Annotated in this window: 21 protein-coding genes; 7 read left to right on the top strand and 14 right to left on the bottom strand. The window is 57.7% G+C overall.

All coding sequences use genetic code 11. From position 1 onward, the window contains the following. Positions 1–91: 91 nt before the first annotated feature. The 6 genes from nqrF to AC4GMC_RS07275 are packed head-to-tail and all read right to left on the bottom strand — an operon-like array spanning position 92 to position 5,937. Positions 92–1,315, bottom strand: a complete 1,224-nt coding sequence (nqrF, locus tag AC4GMC_RS07300; RefSeq protein WP_038009647.1) for an NADH:ubiquinone reductase (Na(+)-transporting) subunit F — start codon at positions 1,313–1,315, stop codon at positions 92–94. Between the two features lie 12 nt (positions 1,316–1,327). Then, a complete protein-coding gene (nqrE, locus tag AC4GMC_RS07295; RefSeq protein ID WP_487876372.1) occupies positions 1,328–1,936 on the bottom strand; it encodes an NADH:ubiquinone reductase (Na(+)-transporting) subunit E in 609 nt (202 codons plus the stop codon). Beyond that, positions 1,936–2,589, bottom strand: coding sequence for an NADH:ubiquinone reductase (Na(+)-transporting) subunit D (locus AC4GMC_RS07290; protein ID WP_038007095.1), 654 nt, complete (start codon positions 2,587–2,589; stop codon positions 1,936–1,938). Before AC4GMC_RS07290 ends, nqrE begins: the two co-directional genes overlap by 1 nt. Further along, positions 2,586–3,398 (bottom strand): Na(+)-translocating NADH-quinone reductase subunit C, encoded by an 813-nt coding sequence (locus tag AC4GMC_RS07285; RefSeq protein WP_487876373.1) that lies wholly within the window; start codon positions 3,396–3,398, stop codon positions 2,586–2,588. The genes AC4GMC_RS07290 and AC4GMC_RS07285 overlap by 4 nt, the downstream gene beginning before the upstream one ends. Then, positions 3,391–4,590 carry an NADH:ubiquinone reductase (Na(+)-transporting) subunit B gene (locus AC4GMC_RS07280; RefSeq protein ID WP_487876374.1) on the bottom strand — a complete coding sequence of 400 codons (1,200 nt, stop codon included), beginning with the start codon at positions 4,588–4,590 and terminating at the stop codon, positions 3,391–3,393. The genes AC4GMC_RS07285 and AC4GMC_RS07280 overlap by 8 nt, the downstream gene beginning before the upstream one ends. A gap of 3 nt (positions 4,591–4,593) precedes the next feature. Continuing rightward, a complete protein-coding gene (locus tag AC4GMC_RS07275) occupies positions 4,594–5,937 on the bottom strand; it encodes a Na(+)-translocating NADH-quinone reductase subunit A (RefSeq protein ID WP_487876381.1) in 1,344 nt (447 codons plus the stop codon). 211 nt (positions 5,938–6,148) lie between these two features. Here AC4GMC_RS07275 and AC4GMC_RS07270 point away from each other — a divergent pair, with 211 nt between their 5' ends. Then, positions 6,149–7,138 (top strand): FAD:protein FMN transferase, encoded by a 990-nt coding sequence (locus tag AC4GMC_RS07270; RefSeq protein WP_487876375.1) that lies wholly within the window; start codon positions 6,149–6,151, stop codon positions 7,136–7,138. Positions 7,139–7,147: 9 nt separating this feature from the next. Next, positions 7,148–7,384, top strand: coding sequence for a (Na+)-NQR maturation NqrM (nqrM, locus tag AC4GMC_RS07265; protein WP_038007083.1), 237 nt, complete (start codon positions 7,148–7,150; stop codon positions 7,382–7,384). Here nqrM and AC4GMC_RS07260 read toward each other — a convergent pair. Then, entirely contained in the window at positions 7,381–7,569 is a 189-nt protein-coding gene (locus tag AC4GMC_RS07260; protein WP_487876376.1) for a hypothetical protein, read from the bottom strand. The two genes, nqrM and AC4GMC_RS07260, sit on opposite strands and share 4 nt — an antisense overlap. 83 nt (positions 7,570–7,652) lie before the next feature. Here AC4GMC_RS07260 and AC4GMC_RS07255 point away from each other — a divergent pair, with 83 nt between their 5' ends. Next, positions 7,653–8,177 carry a CBS domain-containing protein gene (locus AC4GMC_RS07255; protein ID WP_487876377.1) on the top strand — a complete coding sequence of 175 codons (525 nt, stop codon included), beginning with the start codon at positions 7,653–7,655 and terminating at the stop codon, positions 8,175–8,177. A 268-nt stretch (positions 8,178–8,445) separates the two neighbouring features. On the opposite strand, the gene AC4GMC_RS07250 is transcribed toward AC4GMC_RS07255, so the two are convergent. Beyond that, positions 8,446–8,865 carry a fasciclin domain-containing protein gene (locus AC4GMC_RS07250; protein ID WP_487876382.1) on the bottom strand — a complete coding sequence of 140 codons (420 nt, stop codon included), beginning with the start codon at positions 8,863–8,865 and terminating at the stop codon, positions 8,446–8,448. A 203-nt stretch (positions 8,866–9,068) separates the two neighbouring features. On the opposite strand from AC4GMC_RS07250, the gene AC4GMC_RS07245 reads away from it, so the two are divergent. Beyond that, positions 9,069–9,920 (top strand): DUF6502 family protein, encoded by an 852-nt coding sequence (locus AC4GMC_RS07245; protein ID WP_487876378.1) that lies wholly within the window; start codon positions 9,069–9,071, stop codon positions 9,918–9,920. Then, positions 9,917–10,843, top strand: coding sequence for a DUF5666 domain-containing protein (locus tag AC4GMC_RS07240; RefSeq protein WP_487876379.1), 927 nt, complete (start codon positions 9,917–9,919; stop codon positions 10,841–10,843). The genes AC4GMC_RS07245 and AC4GMC_RS07240 overlap by 4 nt, the downstream gene beginning before the upstream one ends. A gap of 12 nt (positions 10,844–10,855) precedes the next feature. Here AC4GMC_RS07240 and AC4GMC_RS07235 read toward each other — a convergent pair whose 3' ends face one another. The 4 genes from AC4GMC_RS07235 to AC4GMC_RS07220 all read right to left on the bottom strand — a co-directional run bounded on the left by AC4GMC_RS07235 (position 10,856) and on the right by AC4GMC_RS07220 (position 13,855). After that, positions 10,856–11,125, bottom strand: a complete 270-nt coding sequence (locus tag AC4GMC_RS07235) for a spike base protein, RCAP_Rcc01079 family (RefSeq protein WP_487878951.1) — start codon at positions 11,123–11,125, stop codon at positions 10,856–10,858. A 115-nt stretch (positions 11,126–11,240) separates the two neighbouring features. Then, on the bottom strand, positions 11,241–12,584 hold the full coding sequence (locus AC4GMC_RS07230) for an 8-oxoguanine deaminase (protein WP_487877726.1): 1,344 nt from the start codon (positions 12,582–12,584) through the stop codon (positions 11,241–11,243). Next, the gene (gene hisN / locus AC4GMC_RS07225; protein WP_487878952.1) at positions 12,574–13,383 is read right to left on the bottom strand and encodes a histidinol-phosphatase; all 810 of its coding nucleotides are present in this window, start codon (positions 13,381–13,383) and stop codon (positions 12,574–12,576) included. The genes AC4GMC_RS07230 and hisN overlap by 11 nt, the downstream gene beginning before the upstream one ends. Before the next feature lie 97 nt (positions 13,384–13,480). Beyond that, positions 13,481–13,855, bottom strand: coding sequence for a helix-turn-helix domain-containing protein (locus AC4GMC_RS07220; protein WP_487877724.1), 375 nt, complete (start codon positions 13,853–13,855; stop codon positions 13,481–13,483). Positions 13,856–14,181: 326 nt separating this feature from the next. Here AC4GMC_RS07220 and AC4GMC_RS07215 point away from each other — a divergent pair, with 326 nt between their 5' ends. Beyond that, positions 14,182–15,147 carry an NADPH:quinone oxidoreductase family protein gene (locus AC4GMC_RS07215; RefSeq protein ID WP_487877723.1) on the top strand — a complete coding sequence of 322 codons (966 nt, stop codon included), beginning with the start codon at positions 14,182–14,184 and terminating at the stop codon, positions 15,145–15,147. On the opposite strand, the gene AC4GMC_RS07210 is transcribed toward AC4GMC_RS07215, so the two are convergent. After that, complete coding sequence (locus AC4GMC_RS07210) at positions 15,098–15,997, bottom strand: LysR family transcriptional regulator (RefSeq protein ID WP_487877722.1); 900 nt, start codon at positions 15,995–15,997, stop codon at positions 15,098–15,100. The two genes, AC4GMC_RS07215 and AC4GMC_RS07210, sit on opposite strands and share 50 nt — an antisense overlap. A gap of 75 nt (positions 15,998–16,072) precedes the next feature. On the opposite strand from AC4GMC_RS07210, the gene AC4GMC_RS07205 reads away from it, so the two are divergent. Then, positions 16,073–16,333, top strand: a complete 261-nt coding sequence (locus AC4GMC_RS07205; RefSeq protein WP_487877721.1) for a DUF1127 domain-containing protein — start codon at positions 16,073–16,075, stop codon at positions 16,331–16,333. Here AC4GMC_RS07205 and AC4GMC_RS07200 read toward each other — a convergent pair. Further along, a partial coding sequence (locus AC4GMC_RS07200) for a hypothetical protein (protein ID WP_488052014.1) occupies positions 16,263–16,498 on the bottom strand: 236 nt, incomplete at its 5' end. The genes AC4GMC_RS07205 and AC4GMC_RS07200 overlap by 71 nt on opposite strands.

Here is a 16,498-nt window from a genome sequence, read left to right as displayed (position 1 = left end):
AACTGTAGCGGATGCCCTTAGGGAAACAATATCTTAAGCCACGCTGAACAAACAAAACCCCGGGAAGCTTTCGCCACCCGGGGTGTGTTACTTACCCGCCAAAGTCATCGAGCATGATGTCTTCGCGGTCCACGCCCAAATCGATGAGCATATTTGTGACCGATTGGTTCATGATCGGCGGTCCACACATATAGAACTCACAGTCCTCGGGTGCTGGATGGTTCTTGAGGTATTCATCGAACAACACGTTGTGAATGAAACCCGTGTAACCATCCCAATCATCGTCGGGCAGCGCATCAGACAAAGCGACATGCCATTCAAAGTTGTCAAATTCTTCGGCTAACTGGTCGAAATCTTCGACAAAGAACATCTCACGCTTGGAGCGTGCGCCGTACCAGAATGAGATCTTGCGGTCACGGTTCTTGAGACGCTTGAGCTGGTCAAAGATATGGCTCCGCATTGGGGCCATACCCGCGCCACCGCCGATGAACACCATCTCTTTTTGCGTCTCGCGTGCGTAGAACTCACCGAACGGGCCGGAAATAGTCACCTTGTCGCCGGGCTTGAGGTTAAAGATGTACGACGACATCTTGCCCGGAGGCACCGCATCCGCGCCGGGGGGCGGTGTGGCCACTCGCACGTTGAGCATGATCATGCCCTTTTCGTCGGGGTAATTCGCCATCGAGTAGGCACGCTCCAGCGGCTCAGCCACATCCGATTCAAACCGCCACAAGTTAAACTTGTCCCAGTCTTCGCGGTACTCTTCTTCAACGTCGAAAGATTTGTAGTCGACGTGGTGTGCAGGGGCTTCGATCTGAATGTAACCGCCAGCGCGGAAATTTACGTCCTCACCCTCAGGCAGGCGCAACACGAGCGCCTTGATGAAGGTGGCAACGTTTTCGTTCGACTCGACCGTACATTCCCACTTTTTGACACCAAAGACCTCTTCGGGGACTTCGATCTCCATGTCCTGTTTGACCGCGACCTGGCACGACAAACGATCCCCGCAAGCGGCTTCACGCTTGGTGATATGTCCCTCTTCGGTCGGCAGGATCGAGCCGCCGCCTTCGTGGATGCGCACGCGACACTGCGCACAAGTGCCCCCGCCGCCACAGGCGGAGGGTACGAACAATTTCTGTTCCGCCAGCGTTTGCAACAGCTTGCCACCCGCCGGAACCGAAATGGTCTTTTCACCGTTGATGGTGATGTTCACGTTACCCGTCGAGACAAGCTGCGACCGCGCCATGATGATGATCGACACAAGCGCCAGAACAATCAACGTGAAGAGGATGATACCTAATCCGAAAGTTGCCATGCCCGTTCTCCTTTAGAGTTTCACGCCGCTGAACGACATGAAGGCCATAGCCATCAGGCCGGCCGTGATGAACGTGATGCCCAGACCTTGAAGACCGTCTGGGATGTCGGAGTATTTCAGTTTTTCGCGCACGCCCGCCATGGCCGTGATCGCAAGGGCCCAACCAAAGCCGGAAGACAGCCCGTAGGTGACCGACTCGGCAAAGTTGTAGTCCCGTTCCACCATGAACAAAGACCCACCTAGAATGGCACAGTTCACCGTGATCAGTGGCAGGAACACGCCCAACGCGTTGTAAAGCGGTGGGAAGTACTTATCGAGAACCATTTCGAGGATCTGCACCAGCGCTGCAATCACGCCAATGTAAGAGATCAGGCCCAAGAATGTCAGATCGACATCCGAGAACCCCGCCCACGAAAGCGCGCCCGGAGCCAGCAGATACGTCAGGATCAGGTTGTTAGCCGGCACCGTAATCGCCTGCACAACCATGACCGAAATACCAAGGCCAATGGCGGTCGAAATCTTTTTCGACACCGCGATGAAGGTACACATACCAAGGAAGAATGAGAGCGCGAGGTTCTCAACAAAAATCGCTTTTACAGCGAGGGAAAGCAGCCCTTCCATCAGTGCGACTCCACCGTTTGAATTTTATATTCGCGTTCTTCGACTTGGGCAGGTTTCCATGCGCGGAACGCCCAGATGATCAACCCAATGATAAAGAATGCAGACGGGGGCAGCAGCAACATGCCGTTGGGCACGTACCAGCCGCCGTTGTTGACCGTCTCGAAGATGGTGATGCCAAACAGGCTGCCGGCGCCGAAAAGCTCCCGGAAGAAACCGACAAGCATCAGGATCAGACCGTAGCCCAGCCCGTTACCAATACCGTCGATAAAGCTGGCCACAGGAGGGTTCTTCATCGCAAAGGCCTCTGCGCGGCCCATCACGATACAGTTCGTGATGATCAGGCCAACAAACACCGACAGCGTCTTGGAAATCTCATAGGCGTAGGCCTTGAGAACCTGATCCACGAGGATCACGAGGCTGGCGATAATAACCATTTGGACGATGATCCGAATGGAGCCGGGAATATGGTTGCGCAGCATCGAGATGAACATCGACGAGAATGCAGTCACAAACGTCACGGCCAGCGACATCACGAACGCCACCTGCAAAGAGGACGTCACCGCAAGCGCGGAGCAAATGCCCAGCACCTGTAGCGTGATCGGGTTGTTGTCGACCAGCGGGTCGATCAACATCTGTCTCCGGGTCTGGCTCATGAGATATCTCCCGATTTCAGGTTGGCGAGGAAGCTCGCGTAGCCCGTTTCACCCAACCAGAACTGCACAAGGTTGTTGACGCCAACAGACGTCAGCGTGGCCCCTGCCAGCGCGTCAATGTGGTAGTCGGCGCCAGATGCGTTGGGGGCTTTGGCGACGTGAATTTGCAGCTCACCATTATCATCCGCCACCCGTTTACCGGGCCACAGGGCCTTCCAGCGGGGGTTGTCGATTTCGGCACCGAGCCCCGGTGTTTCACCATGCTGGTAGAATTGCAGGCCAAAGATATCGTTGCCGTTTTCTTCGAGCGCGATGAACCCATAGAGCGTGGACCACAGGCCATAGCCATGGATCGGCATGATCACCTTGTCGATGCCACCCGCGTCATCGCGCAGAAGATAAACCGTCACGAACTTGGCCTGACGGCCGATGCCCGCAGGGTCATTGTCCAGCGCGACCGACAAGGCCGGATCAGAGGCCGCTGCACGGTCATCAAAGCTGGCTGCGTCGAACTGATCGGTAAAGGTACCAGTGGCGATCTCAAGGACTTGGGGTTCAAAAACGCCAAACGCCTCGACCACATCGACACCGGGTTCATACATGCCGGCAACTTGCAGGATGTTCACCTGTTTATCGATCAGTTTGTTTACTTCCTGCAGCGGCCGCAGGGCCACGGCAGCAGCAGAAACAAACATCGACGCCACAAGGCACAGCATCACCGCGACGAAGACCGTCTTGGGCACCGAGTCCGTTGGCAGAGCTAGAAAGCGCCCGAGGGGGCCTTTTGGCTGCGGGGTCGCATCAGACATGGCGGCGGGCCCTCCGGCGGATGTTGGCTTGAACAACAAAGTGGTCAATGAGCGGCGCAAAGACGTTTCCGAACAGGATGGCGAGCATCATGCCCTCTGGGAACGCAGGGTTAATCACCCGGATCATCACAACCATAAAGCCGATCAGCGCGCCATAGATGAACCGCCCCATGTTTGTGTGCGAACCCGACACAGGCTCCGTCACCATGAACACAAGGCCAAAGGCGTAACCGCCAACGACAAGGTGCCAGTACCACGGCATCGCGAACATTGGGTTCGTATCAGAGCCAATCAGGTTCAGCAGCGTCGAAAAGGCGATCATGCCCCCCAGACACCCGGCAACCATGCGCCAATTTGCGATGCGTGTCGTCAGGAGGAACGCAAGGCCGATAAAGCACGCAAGCGTTGACGTCTCACCGATGGAGCCTTGGACAAACCCCAAGAAGCTATCCATCCAAGTCGTGCCGCGCACCACGATTTCCTGATACCCATCAGAGGCTGCAATCGCGAGGCTAGTCGCACCGGAAAAGCCGTCAACTGGCGTCCAGATCGTGTCACCGGACATGTCTTGTGGGTACGCAAAGTACAGAAACGCACGACCTGTCAGCGCCGGGTTGAGGAAGTTTTTGCCTGTTCCACCAAAGACTTCTTTACCGATCACAACACCAAAAATGATACCCAAAGCCACCTGCCACAAGGGCGCATCGGGTGGCATAATCAATGCGTAAAGCATTGAGGTTACGAGGAAACCTTCGTTCACTTCGTGGCGGCGGATCGTGGCAAAGATAACCTCGAAAATGCCCCCAGCCACGAGCGTCGTGATGTAGATCGGCAGGAAGTAGAGCGCACCGTGCAGGATATTGACCATCGGGTTTGCAGCATTAAAGCCGATGCCCGTGGTTTCCAAAATCCAAACACGCCAGCCAGTGGCGCCTAGCGTTTCAATCGCCGTGTTTACCTGAAACCCGATGTTGTACATGCCCATCAGGATGCACGGGATCGTGGCCATCACGACGTAAGTCATGATGCGTTTCATATCGATGTAGGACCGGGCGTGCGGGGCTGCCGTTGTCACCGTCTTTGGGGTGTACAGGAAGCTCTCGACCATCTCATAGAGGGGGAAATACTTCTCGTACTTTCCGCCCCTCTCAAAGTGGGGTTCGACGCGGTCGAAAAAGTTGCGCAATCCCATGTGCTAGCCTTCTTTCTCGATCTTGGAGAGGCAGTCGCGAAGCGCCATGCCATATTCATATTTTGCAGGACAGGCGAAGCCGACAAGACCGAGGTCCTCTTCGGCCAATTCCAGCACGCCGAGCGCCTGCGCTTGATCCGTATCCATCACCAGCAGCGCGCGTAAAAGCTGTGTCGGCAGGTAGTCCTGCGGCATCAGCCCCTCAAACGTGCCCAGCGGAACCATGGCACGGCGGCCACCATTCAAATTGGTTGTAAGCTTATAGAGCTTTTTGGAAAACGCTGATCCCAGAACGGGTTGCACGGCGAACTTCGAAGGCATTGGCCGGACCCAGCCCATCGGGATCTGCGCTTTGTCTTCTTCGATCACGGTGATCTGGCGATCATAGCGACCCAAATATGCGCTTTCAGCGGCGCCGGCCCGCCCACTCAGGATCGAACCTGAGATCAGACGCAATGGCACGTTGTCTTCGATTTGACCCGCGGTCAGATCCACCATCGAGGCGCCCATAACGGTCGTGACCAACCGGGGCGATTTGACGAGCGGGCCACTAAGCGCAACCACACGGGTCGCATCCAGTTTGCCTGTCATCAGAAGCTTGCCGATCGCAATCACGTCTTGGTACCAGATGGTCCAAACAGTTTTCGCAGCGGTTGGTGGCTCTAGAAAGTGGATGTGCGTGCCTGGCAGGCCCGCGGGGTGTGGCCCCGAAAAACCAGCCGCAGTGATACCACCCAGCTCCGCGCCGGGCAGTGTCACACCAGTTTCATGGCACAAGTATGTAGCACCCTCACTAAGCGTCGAAATCGCGGCCAAACCGGTCCGAAATGCGTCCGCATCCGCAGCAATGATCTCTGCGGGATTGCCTGCCAAAGGCTCCGTATCCATCGCCGTCACGAACAGCGCAGCGGGGCGCATATCGGAGGCTGGAACCTTAGAATATGGACGCGTTTTGAACGACGTCCAAAGACCTGAAGCGCACAACTTTTGCGCGAGCCCCTCTTGCGTGGCCGTATCACCCACACCCGAGAAGTCGAGACTTTCGTCTGGCGTTGCGGACGGCTCGATCTCAACACTGATCAAAGCGCGCCGAGCGCCCCGATTAATCGCCTTGACCGTTCCAGCCACCGGAGAGGTGACTTTGACGTCTGGCGTATCCTTGTGCGACAGAATCGGGCTACCAGCCCTAATTTCTTCGCCCTCCGCAACCTCAAGTCGCGGCTTCAACCCAATGTAGTCCGAGCCAAGAATCGCTACAGTGCGAACGGCTTGACCGGCGTCTATGCCCTGTGTGGGCGCCCCCTCGACCGGAAGATCGAGGCCTTTTTTTAGCATGAACTGTGACACGCAGGCACTTTTCCCCACCATTACGTTCCCCCTGCGCAATTATCGCAGGTTGTGATGTGCGTGTATTGGAACGGGGTATTTTTTCCATCCCATTTTGCATTTTGGGTTACTTTGTCGCAATTCAGAACGCAGGTTTTTGATGTAGGGAAAAGCCACAACAAATGAGGGACGCACGGTGTCAGCTTCGATCACGCTCACAAGACGATTTGTAATGTTTGCCCCACTGGCGCTGGCCGCCTGCAAACGGGGACCCGATGTACTGCGGTTCAGCGGCACGACTATGGGCACGGCCTATAATGTTGTAGCGCTTGATCCGTCCCGTTCGGCGGCACAAGCCGATGTGCATGCAGGCATCGAAGCAGTGCTGGCAGATGTAAATCGGCAGATGTCCAACTGGGATATCACGTCTGAGGTGTCGCGGCTTAACGCCAGCGCCACGAGGGCGCCTATTCAAATGTCGTCCGATCTAGCGCATGTGCTGAAGACGTCGGCCGATATCCACGCCGCCACTGACGGTCAATTCGACGTCGCCCTCGGCCCGCTCATCGAAGCATGGGGCTTTGGCGCAAAGGGCGCCATGGTACAAAACCCAACAGAGGCCCGCATTGAAGCCGCCCTCGCAAGCGCCGGCCGCGCGGCCCCACTGGCCATCCAGAATGGCGCGCTGGTCAAATCAGCCGCCGACTCGCAAGTCTACCTCTCAGGCATTGGCAAAGGTCACGGCGTTGATCGCGTTGCGGGTGTTCTGCAAAGCTATGGCATCACTGATTACCTCGTTGAAATCGGCGGCGATCTGGCGACTTCGGGCCGGAACGCGGATGGCATGCCATGGCAGATCGGGATTGAAACCCCTGATGTGGCCAACAGGAATGTGCAACAGGTCGTTGGTGTCTCGGGCCTCGCGGTCGCGACATCCGGCGACTACCGCAATTACTTCGAGAAAGATGGTAAACGCTACACGCACATCCTTGATGCCACGACCGGTCGCCCAATCACGCACACGACTGCGTCGGCCACTGTACTGGCAAATGATGCGATGCACGCCGACGCTTGGTCCACTGCGATGCTGACATTGGGTCGCAACCGGGGCCTAGAGGTCGCCGAAGCTCATGACATCGCCGTATTGTTCATCGACCGCGCAGCGGATGGCTCTGGTTTCGTGACCACGGCCAGCCCCGCCTACACACGTCTGTCGGCTTAGGTCGCGCCGATGGCCACCTTCGCCCTTGCCTTCGCGCTCATGCTCACGGTTCTCGTGGGCATGGCGCTTGGCGTGATCTTTGCGGGAAAGCGGATCAAGGGCAGCTGTGGTGGGCTCAACGCGATCAGCGACGCGGACCAATGTCTCGTGTGCAACAAAGAGATCGATCCCAACAGCCCCCTGCGCGAGCGGCTCAAATGCCCCCGTGCCCGCAAGATGTTGGATCAAATGGCCGAGGCTGACTAGCCCGGCTGCATCGGCAAAAAACCGACCGTGAGCAGGCCAATGCCCGCCACAAGCCCCCACAGCCAAAGCTGCCAAACGGGGCCCTCTGCCTTCCAAACGCTCCGATACCGATAGCCTGAAATACAGGCCGCCACAAAGATAGCGGTCGCGACGCCCGGCGTGAGGTACAAGCTCGTATCAAGCACTAGTCTTTTCTCCCATTAGGCGTTTTGGCCAAGTCGCGGTACCATGGCATTGGTCACGGACTCAAGTAGACAGGAGAGACGTCATGCCCACATCCTATCAAGCCCCAACTCGCGGCGACACACGCGAAGCGAAAAAGACCGTTAGCCAATCGACGCGGAGCAATATCAAAGGCGATGCAGCGACCGTGGCCGAACTGCTCAAGACCAAGGGCGGCAACGTGCTCTCTGTGGCGCCGGGCGACACGATCGCCACCGCGGTCGGCATCCTTCGGGACAAGAAAATCGGTGCTCTTGTCGTGACCACCGCCGACGGTGCATTGGCCGGCATCCTGTCAGAGCGTGATATCGTACGCAAACTCGCTGAAACGCCAGGACAAACTCTGCCACAGCTTGTGTCCGAAAACATGACGGCAAATGTCATTACCTGCGCCCCGGAGGATACTCTGGTCACGGTCTTGCGGTTAATGACAGTCGGCAAGTTCCGACACATGCCTGTTATAGCGGACGGCACGTTGCGGGGCATGGTCACCATCGGCGATGTCGTCACCTACCGCCTCCAAGAGTTGGAACACGAAGCGCTGCAACTCAAACAGATGATTGTCGGCTAGCTAGACGTAAGTCATCGCTCTGTTTGTGGCTTTGGGCACGGGCAAGCCATTGGATGTACTGCGAATTACATGCGTCTCATTCCACAGCTTGACGCACGTTGGGTTATGTCTCTGACAACATGGGCCAGAATAATGATCCATTGGGATGGCTCACGCACCTATCTGACTGAAGCCTTGGTAATTGGCGGCGTCTAAACCTGACAACTACACTAGACGCACAAAAAAGGGCGGCGTGCCCGCGCACACCGCCCTTTGGTTTGTCCCGTTTTTAGGGCAACAGGACCGTGTCGATCACATGAATGACGCCGTTTGATGCCTCGATATCCGCGGCCGTAACGGTCGCGTTTTCCACCTTTACGCCACTACGCCCATCAATATGCACAGACGCGCCATTCACGGTCGCCACGCTCAGGCGTTGACCCGCAAGATCAGCGGCCATCACTTTGCCCGGCACCACGTGGTAAGTCAGGATTGCGGTCAATTGGTCTTTGTTTTCGGGCAACAGCAGAGTGTCCACCGTTCCCGCAGGCAGGGCGGCAAACGCCTCATCCGTCGGTGCGAACACCGTAAACGGCCCCTCGCTTGACAACACACCAGCCAGATCCGCGGCACCAACAGCGGCGACAAGCGTGTTAAACGACCCAGCCGATTGCGCGACTTCGACGATATTCGGCTCAGACGGCGTCATCATTTCGGCACAGCCAGAGACGGCCAAAGCACATGCCACAACAGAGGCTTTCAATACGAGCGACAGTTTCATTGATATTTCCTTTAATTCTTTTCCACCCTGCGTGTGCAAAATACACACGACTGTCATTCCAAAATGCATCTACTTGATAGAAAGGCAAGAAATTTGTGGAACTTTTGCACACAAACGGCCATAACGCCCCAATGACGCCAGACCCATTTACGAAAAGCTCCCTGTTTGAGCAGGCCGTTCGGGCCATCCTGCGCCCGCTTGTTCGAGCCCTAATCGCACAGGGTGTGACCGCGCCCTCGTTTTACCGGATCATCAAGCAAACCTACGTTGAAGTCGCCGCTAACGCCGCAGGCAATGCAGCCACAGATAGCCAAGTCAGCGTGATGACCGGAGTGCACAGACGCGATGTCAAAACACTGCGAGCAGCAGAGACAGACGCGGACGCAAGCGTGGCGCGCAAATCCTCAACATTAGCCACCGTGGTGGGTCGCTGGATCACCCAACCCGATCTCTCGACCGCGACGGGCGCGCCCAGCCCCCTGCCCCGCAGCGCAGCCACACCGCCCAGCTTTGACCACCTCGTGCAAAGCGTCAGCCGCGACATCCGCCCCCGCGCGGTCTTGGATGAATTAGAGCGTCAGAGCATCATCAGCATAGATGCCGACGGTTTGGTGCACCTGAACCCTGCCGCATTGGTCGGACCCGCTGATCTCGATCAAAAGCTCCATTTCTTTTCCGAAAACCTGGGCGATCACATGAATGCCGCGGTTGAGAACCTTTTGGCCGATGGCCCCTCACCGTTTCTGGAACGCGCGGTCTTCTACAACCATCTTACGAAGACGTCAGTCACGGCAATTGTACAAGACGTGCGCACCGTTGGAATCAAAACCTTGCAAGACATCAACAGCCGCGCCGCGCATCTGCAAAATGCCGACAAGGACAACCCAGACGCCACCATGCGTTTTCGGTTTGGTGTGTTTCTGTATTCGGATGATGATGGCCCAGTGCACGATACTTCAGACCAAAAGAGTTTACCAAAATGACCCGTAACACGCACACACGACGCTTTATCCTCGGCACAGGCGCCGCAAGCGTATTTTGGCCCGGTGCAGCCTTGCCTGCCCCGGCTCAACCCCGTCAATCCGAGGGCGGGATCGGCGGCACCGGCATTGTCGGCATCCTGACCGAATTTGGCAGTTTAATCGTGGCGGGCCGCCGTGTCGCGGTGGATGGGGTGACCCAGTATTCCGACGGCTTTGGAGAGATTTCTGCCCGTGATATCAACATCGGGGATAGCCTAACGGTTGAGGCTGGCGGCCCCGTAGACATGCTGACGGCACGGCGCGTCCATGTTACGCATCCGCTGGTGGGTGAAATAACAGCAGTAGCAAACGGCGGCAAAGAGCTGACGATTTTGGGCACGCCCGTGCGGCTTGCGCGGCCCAACCGCCTTGCACGGGTGGGTCGGCGCGTTGCCGTATCGGGCCTTTGGCGCGGCAATACCGTTGAGGGCAGCGGCCTGTCGCCCGCGCGGGATACCCGTGATTTGGTTGCAGGAACCGTTGACCGCGCGGGGCTTGGCGTGACTGTTTCTGGCCTCCGCGTTCGAGGGGCCGGCAGTCAACGCCTTAAAGACGAAGGCTTTGCCAGCATCGTGGGCCGCTATGATCCCAACAGCGCCCTGATGCGCAGCGAGCGCGCTGTGACTGCGCGCTTTACCGGGGCAGCAGGACCACTCAAACGTCTCACGATTGAGGGCTATCTGGAGCCGACGCGCGCCGCACCTGGCTACCGCGTCGCGGGGCTGGGCCACAGCTTTTCGCGCAATATCGACCTTAGCCCCTATGCGCAGGGTCGAACGTTATTTTTGGGTGACTACACCGGGTTATTTGCGGCCCGTGAGGCCTTGGTGCTGCCCGAGGATCCAGCCGCACGTGCCCAGATCCTCGGCGCGTTTGCACGCTAAGTCGTCCAAGCCTTAGCGGAGCCCAACCAAACCCGCAGCCGTTGTGCCTGATGCATGCACACGCGCCAAACGGAACGGATAGGCTACACCTGCACGCAGGCCAGCCAACGTCACCGTGGCGCCTGCAATAAAGGTCACCCGCACGTCGCCATCTGCGCCTACGTATAGCGCGCGCGTGGCATGAGACAGGTCAGCCGTATCATTCGGTGTGATTTCTTCGGCGTCTTGAGCGGGACTGTCGAGACCGGATTGACCTTTGTATTCGTCAAAATCGTCGAGCATTGGATATCCTTCTTGGAACATGGGGGATGCGTTAAGTGCACTGAGACAGCGCCAAAAACCACCGAACCAAGGGGTGTTGCCTATTCTACGATCCTGCGCGCGCTGCTGCCTGCCGCTATGTTTGCAGGCGGTGCGCCAATGTGCGCTGACGCTCTAGCAGCTTGGGCATGTCCACGGTGGTGATATGCCCGTCGGCAACAACGCGGCGCCCCTCCACGAACAGATCGCGGACTTGCTGCGGCCCCGCCAACAACAGCGCCCCCATATCCCATGACCCCGCCGCCGCAACGCTGCGCATGTCCCATACCGCAATGTCCGCACGGAAACCCGGTGCCAGCTGACCACAATCTGTGCGGCCCAAAACCTCGGCCCCGCCCCGCGTAGCAAGGCGCAATGCCGCATGAGCCGACATCGCATCCGCCCCGCGCGTGACCCGCTGCAAAAGCATCGCCTGCCGGGCCTCTGCCACAAGTGAACCGATGTCATTGCTGGCGGATCCGTCCACCCCCAAACCCACTTTGACGCCCGCGTTTTGCATTGCACCCAAAGGGGCAACCCCGGATCCAAGCCGACAGTTGGAACAGGGGCAATGCGCCACGCCTGTGCCGCTGGTTGCAAACAAATCAATCTCTTGCGCATCAAGCTTCACGCAGTGCGCGTGCCACACGTCATCCCCGGTCCAGCCCAGGTCTTCTGCATATTGTCCGGGCCGACAGCCAAATTTCTCTAGCGAATATGCGATGTCTTCGTCGTTCTCAGCCAAATGCGTGTGCAGCATCACGCCCTTATCACGGGCCAAAATGGCCGCGTCCCGCATCAAATCGCGGCTTACCGAGAACGGAGAGCACGGCGCGACACCCACGCGCACCATCGACCCAGGCCGCGGGTCGTGGTGGGCGTCAATGACGCGAATGCAATCCTCAATGATCGCAGCTTCATTTTCGACCAGGGCATCCGGTGGCAAACCGCCCAAGCTTTCACCAATGCTCATGGCACCACGGGTTGGGTGAAACCGCAAACCAATGTCCGCAGCCGCCGCAATAGTGTCATCCAAACGGCTGCCGTTGGGATACAAATACAAGTGATCAGATGACAGCGTGCACCCCGACAAAGCCAACTCAGCCAACCCCACCTGAGCCGAGACATACATCTCTTCGGGACCGAACCGCGCCCAAATCGGGTAAAGCGTCCGGAGCCAGCCGAACAAAAGCGCATCCTGTGCCCCGGGCACGGCGCGCGTCAGGGTTTGGTACAGATGGTGGTGCGTGTTCACGAGGCCGGGCGTCACCAAACACCCCTCAGCGTTCAGAACATCTGCCCCTAGACCCGGCTCAAGTCCAACGCCGATCTCAGCAATGACACCGTCTTTGATCCGCACGTCGGCACCATCAAGACGCAGGTCTGCGTCATCCATCGTCAACATGCGGGCCGCGCCCTTGATCAAAGTTTCACAGGGCATTGGAGATTACCTCTAGGGCTGCGGAATGAAGTTCAGGTGTTGCAGCCGCAATGATGCGGCCGCCCTCATGGGCCGGTTGCCCCCTCCAATCGGTCACGATGCCGCCAGCGGCTTGCACCACGGCGATGGGGCCTGCCACATCGTAGGCATTTAGCCCCGCCTCAATGACCAAATCGACATGGCCCGCCGCAAGCAAAGCATAGGCGTAGCAGTCCATACCGTAGCGGGTCAGTTTGCACTGCTCGGCCACAGCGTGAAATGCGCGCGCCTCCGCTTCGCTGCCCACCTCGGGGAAGGTTGTCAGAATTGTCGCTTCCGACAGGACAGCTATGTCTGACGCGGCCAAAGCCGTATCCCCTGTGGGGCCCACACAGCGCGCAACACCAAATCCACCCTCAAACCGCTCTGCGATATAGGGCTGATCAATGATGCCATAAATCGGACCAGACGCGTCTTGCAGCGCGATTAGCACCCCCCACGTCGGCGTTCCAGAAATAAATCCTCGGGTGCCATCAATCGGGTCAAGCACCCATGTCAGGCCAGTTGTACCGGGCTTTGCGCCCTCTTCCTCTCCCAAGATGCCATCATCAGGACGTTCTTGCGCAAGAACTGCGCGCATGGCCGCCTCTGCAGCGCGATCAGCGATTGTGACGGGGTCGAAACCGGCGGCATCCTTGTTATCAGCCCCCAGCCCACGCACCCGAAAATACCGCAACGTCTCGCGACGCGCGGCATCAGCCATTGCGTGGCCAACCCGCTTGAGATCGGTCGCCATAACGGGGTCGATTGTGTGGTACATTCTGAGCGGCCCTTCCACGCGGTGTCTGACGTCACGTGGGTGTCATGGGGCATCGCTAGCGTCAAGGCGCGCAGCCACGCGCCGTGGCATTGTGGCCTTAGGCGGCACTCTCGGACAGCACACGCGCCAGTTCAAACAGACGGCGGCGCTGGTTCTCTGGGATCGCATAATACGACCGCACAAGTTCCATGGCCTCTTTGTCGCCCAAAATATCGCCGGGCGCACCCTCAGCCACATGCACAGGCGCATCGTCGTCCCGCACACCTTCGAAGAAATAGCTCACCTGTACTGACAGCGCCTCTGAGATTTCCCAAAGCCGCGAAGCCGACACACGGTTCATGCCCGTTTCATACTTTTGGATTTGCTGGAATTTGATCCCAACATGCTCAGCGAGCTGCTGTTGGGTCATTCCAACCATCCAACGCCGATGGCGAATTCGTTTTCCGACATTCACATCCACAGGATGTTTCATCACGTCACTCCTTAATCGAGCCTTAAACACGGGACGATTGCCCGATCAACGCTCTCAACGTTATGTTTCGTAAAGATCGCATAACACCAACATGCGTCAGATCAAGTTTACGCGCAAACTATCAATTAAAGTTTACACTCATACAATCCAAACGCACGCATGAGACCGTTAACCCCTGATCCAATTGAATATTGCAAAATGCAATGCAATTTCAAAATTGCTCAAAGAAAAACCACTTTACACAAGGAATTCCTGTCGAAAGCTCTTGTCATTTATAAATTTGGCTGCACTTTCGGGAACCCAATGCAATTGGCAAAGGAACCGTCATGCTCGCCTATCGTATCTCAGGGACGGACCGAACACTCACTTGTGAAGACATTCCGCGGCCAAATCCCCTCCCCGGTGAGGTCTTGGTCCGAATCACTGCATGCGGCATGAACTTCGCAGATTTGCTGATGCAAAAGGGCACGTATCAGGACACGCCCGCCCTACCATTCACACCGGGCCTAGAAATCAGCGGCGTGGTCGACGCCCTCGGACCCGACACCACGGGCCCAGCACCCGGCACGCGGGTGGCGGTTTTCGGCGGCCAAGGCGGGCTGGCCGAGTGGGGCTGCTTTCCGGCCAATCGCTGCGTGCCACTGCCCGACAGCATGACCGATGTGCAGGCAGCAGGCTTTCAGATCGCATACGGCACAAGCCACCTCGCGCTGACACACGCCGCCCACCTCAAACCCGGCGAACGGCTGGTGGTTTTGGGGGCTGCGGGGGGCGTTGGCCTCACTGCGGTCGAAATTGGCGCACAACTTGGGGCCGAGGTAATCGCCTGCGCCAGAGGCGCTGACAAATTGGCCGCGGCCAAAGCCGCGGGCGCGCACCACCTAATCGACACCGACACGCAGGACATTCGCGAAACCGTCAAAGACCTTGGCGGCGCAGACGTGGTGTATGACGCAATTGGCGGCACACAGTTCACCGATGCCTTCCGCGCGACCAACCCCGGTGGGCGCATGCTGCTGATCGGCTTCGCCAGTGGCGACCTGCCCGAAATCAAGCCAAACCACATGCTGGTCAAAAACATCTCAGTTCACGGGCTATATTGGGGCGGGTTACTCAAAACAAATCCATCGGTCGTCACCGACAGCCTTACCGCTTTGCTCAAGATGTTTGAGGCCGGGACGATCACCCCACACGTCAGCCACGTCCTCCCGTTTGACCAAGTTCCCGAGGCGCTGGACCTGCTCAGGACGCGGCGCTCAACCGGGAAGGTCGTGGTGCAGACGACCCCATAACATCCGGGTATACAGTGCGCAGCAGTTGCTTCATCCCCTCGGCGGCCGGTCCATCAAACCCGCGCCGTACGTACATGTTGATATTATAATCCGCCAATTCCGGCAAAACCCCACCATGCGAAATCGGCGCGACCCCTTCGGGCGCCGTGCCCAATAGCAAGGCGTGAACGCCGATATCCGCGGCCAAAATCGCCTCAACCGCGCGGATTGATTTGGTCGAAACGGCATTCACCCACGGAATGCCAGCCCGGTCCAATGCCTCAACCACTTGACCCTTAAAGATACAATTATCCTCAAACGCCAAAGGCAGCGGTCGATGACGCCAAGCCGCGCCATCCGGGGCCCCCACCCAAGTGATCGGAACGGTCACAAGGCTCTCACCGCGTGCGCCCTTGCCCTGCTCTGTTGTCAAAATAACATCACAGACACCCGCCTCCAGTTGCTCAAGCAGGTCCAAGGTCCAGGACGTGATCAACTGAACCTTCATTCGGGGAAATTCAGCAGCAAAAGCCCGCAACACCTGCGGGATCGCACGCGGCACGATATCGTGGGGAACCCCAAGGCGAATCTCGCCCTCAAACTCCTCGGCCGTCATTTTATCCACGGCCTCATCATTCAATGCCAGTATGCGCCGCGCATAGGACAACAACTGTTCCCCCTCTGCCGTCAAAGCCACCCCTCGGCCCGCGCGATCCAACAATGTGACATCAAGCGCGACCTCAAGCCGCTTTAACTGCATTGAAACAGCCGATTGCGTCAGGTTCAGCATGCTCGCGGCACGTGTCACACCACCAGTTTCCGCCACCGCAGCAAAGGCCCTGAGCGCGGTTGTATCTAAGTTTCTTGGCATATCACGCTTCCTGATGGGTCAGTTCACAATCATTCGTTTTTCAAATGTAGCGAACCACGCCATATACATCAACAAATGAAATTGATGATCAGCATCTCAACACAAAATGGAAAGGTTTCTCCGATGGTCGACTTCTCTTGCTCCTCCCCCACTTCATTTGCTCCATCGCGGAACCGCGCGTTTGGGTTCATGAATTATCTCGCCCTCTGGCGGCAGCGTCGCGCGCTCGCAAAAATGGATGCACGTCAGCTTGCAGACATTGGCGTTACCCGTGATCAAGCCCGGGCCGAGGCCGCGCGCCCCCTCTGGGATGTGCCCTCTCATTGGCAACAATGAGCACTAAGCCGGCGGCGAAAGCCTCTTTCGAGACAAACCCCGCCGTTTGATTGAAAAAAACAATCAAAACATAGAGCCTTGAGAGGCCGAAGCGCTTGAAAAGCCCGCCGCTTGACCCGATATTGTGCCTAAGCGCGGCGCAATACGTGCGCCTGTCGTGAACCT

The organism is Thalassobacter sp. (assembly GCF_982993085.1).
This window is presented reverse-complemented; position numbering and strand designations above follow the sequence as displayed.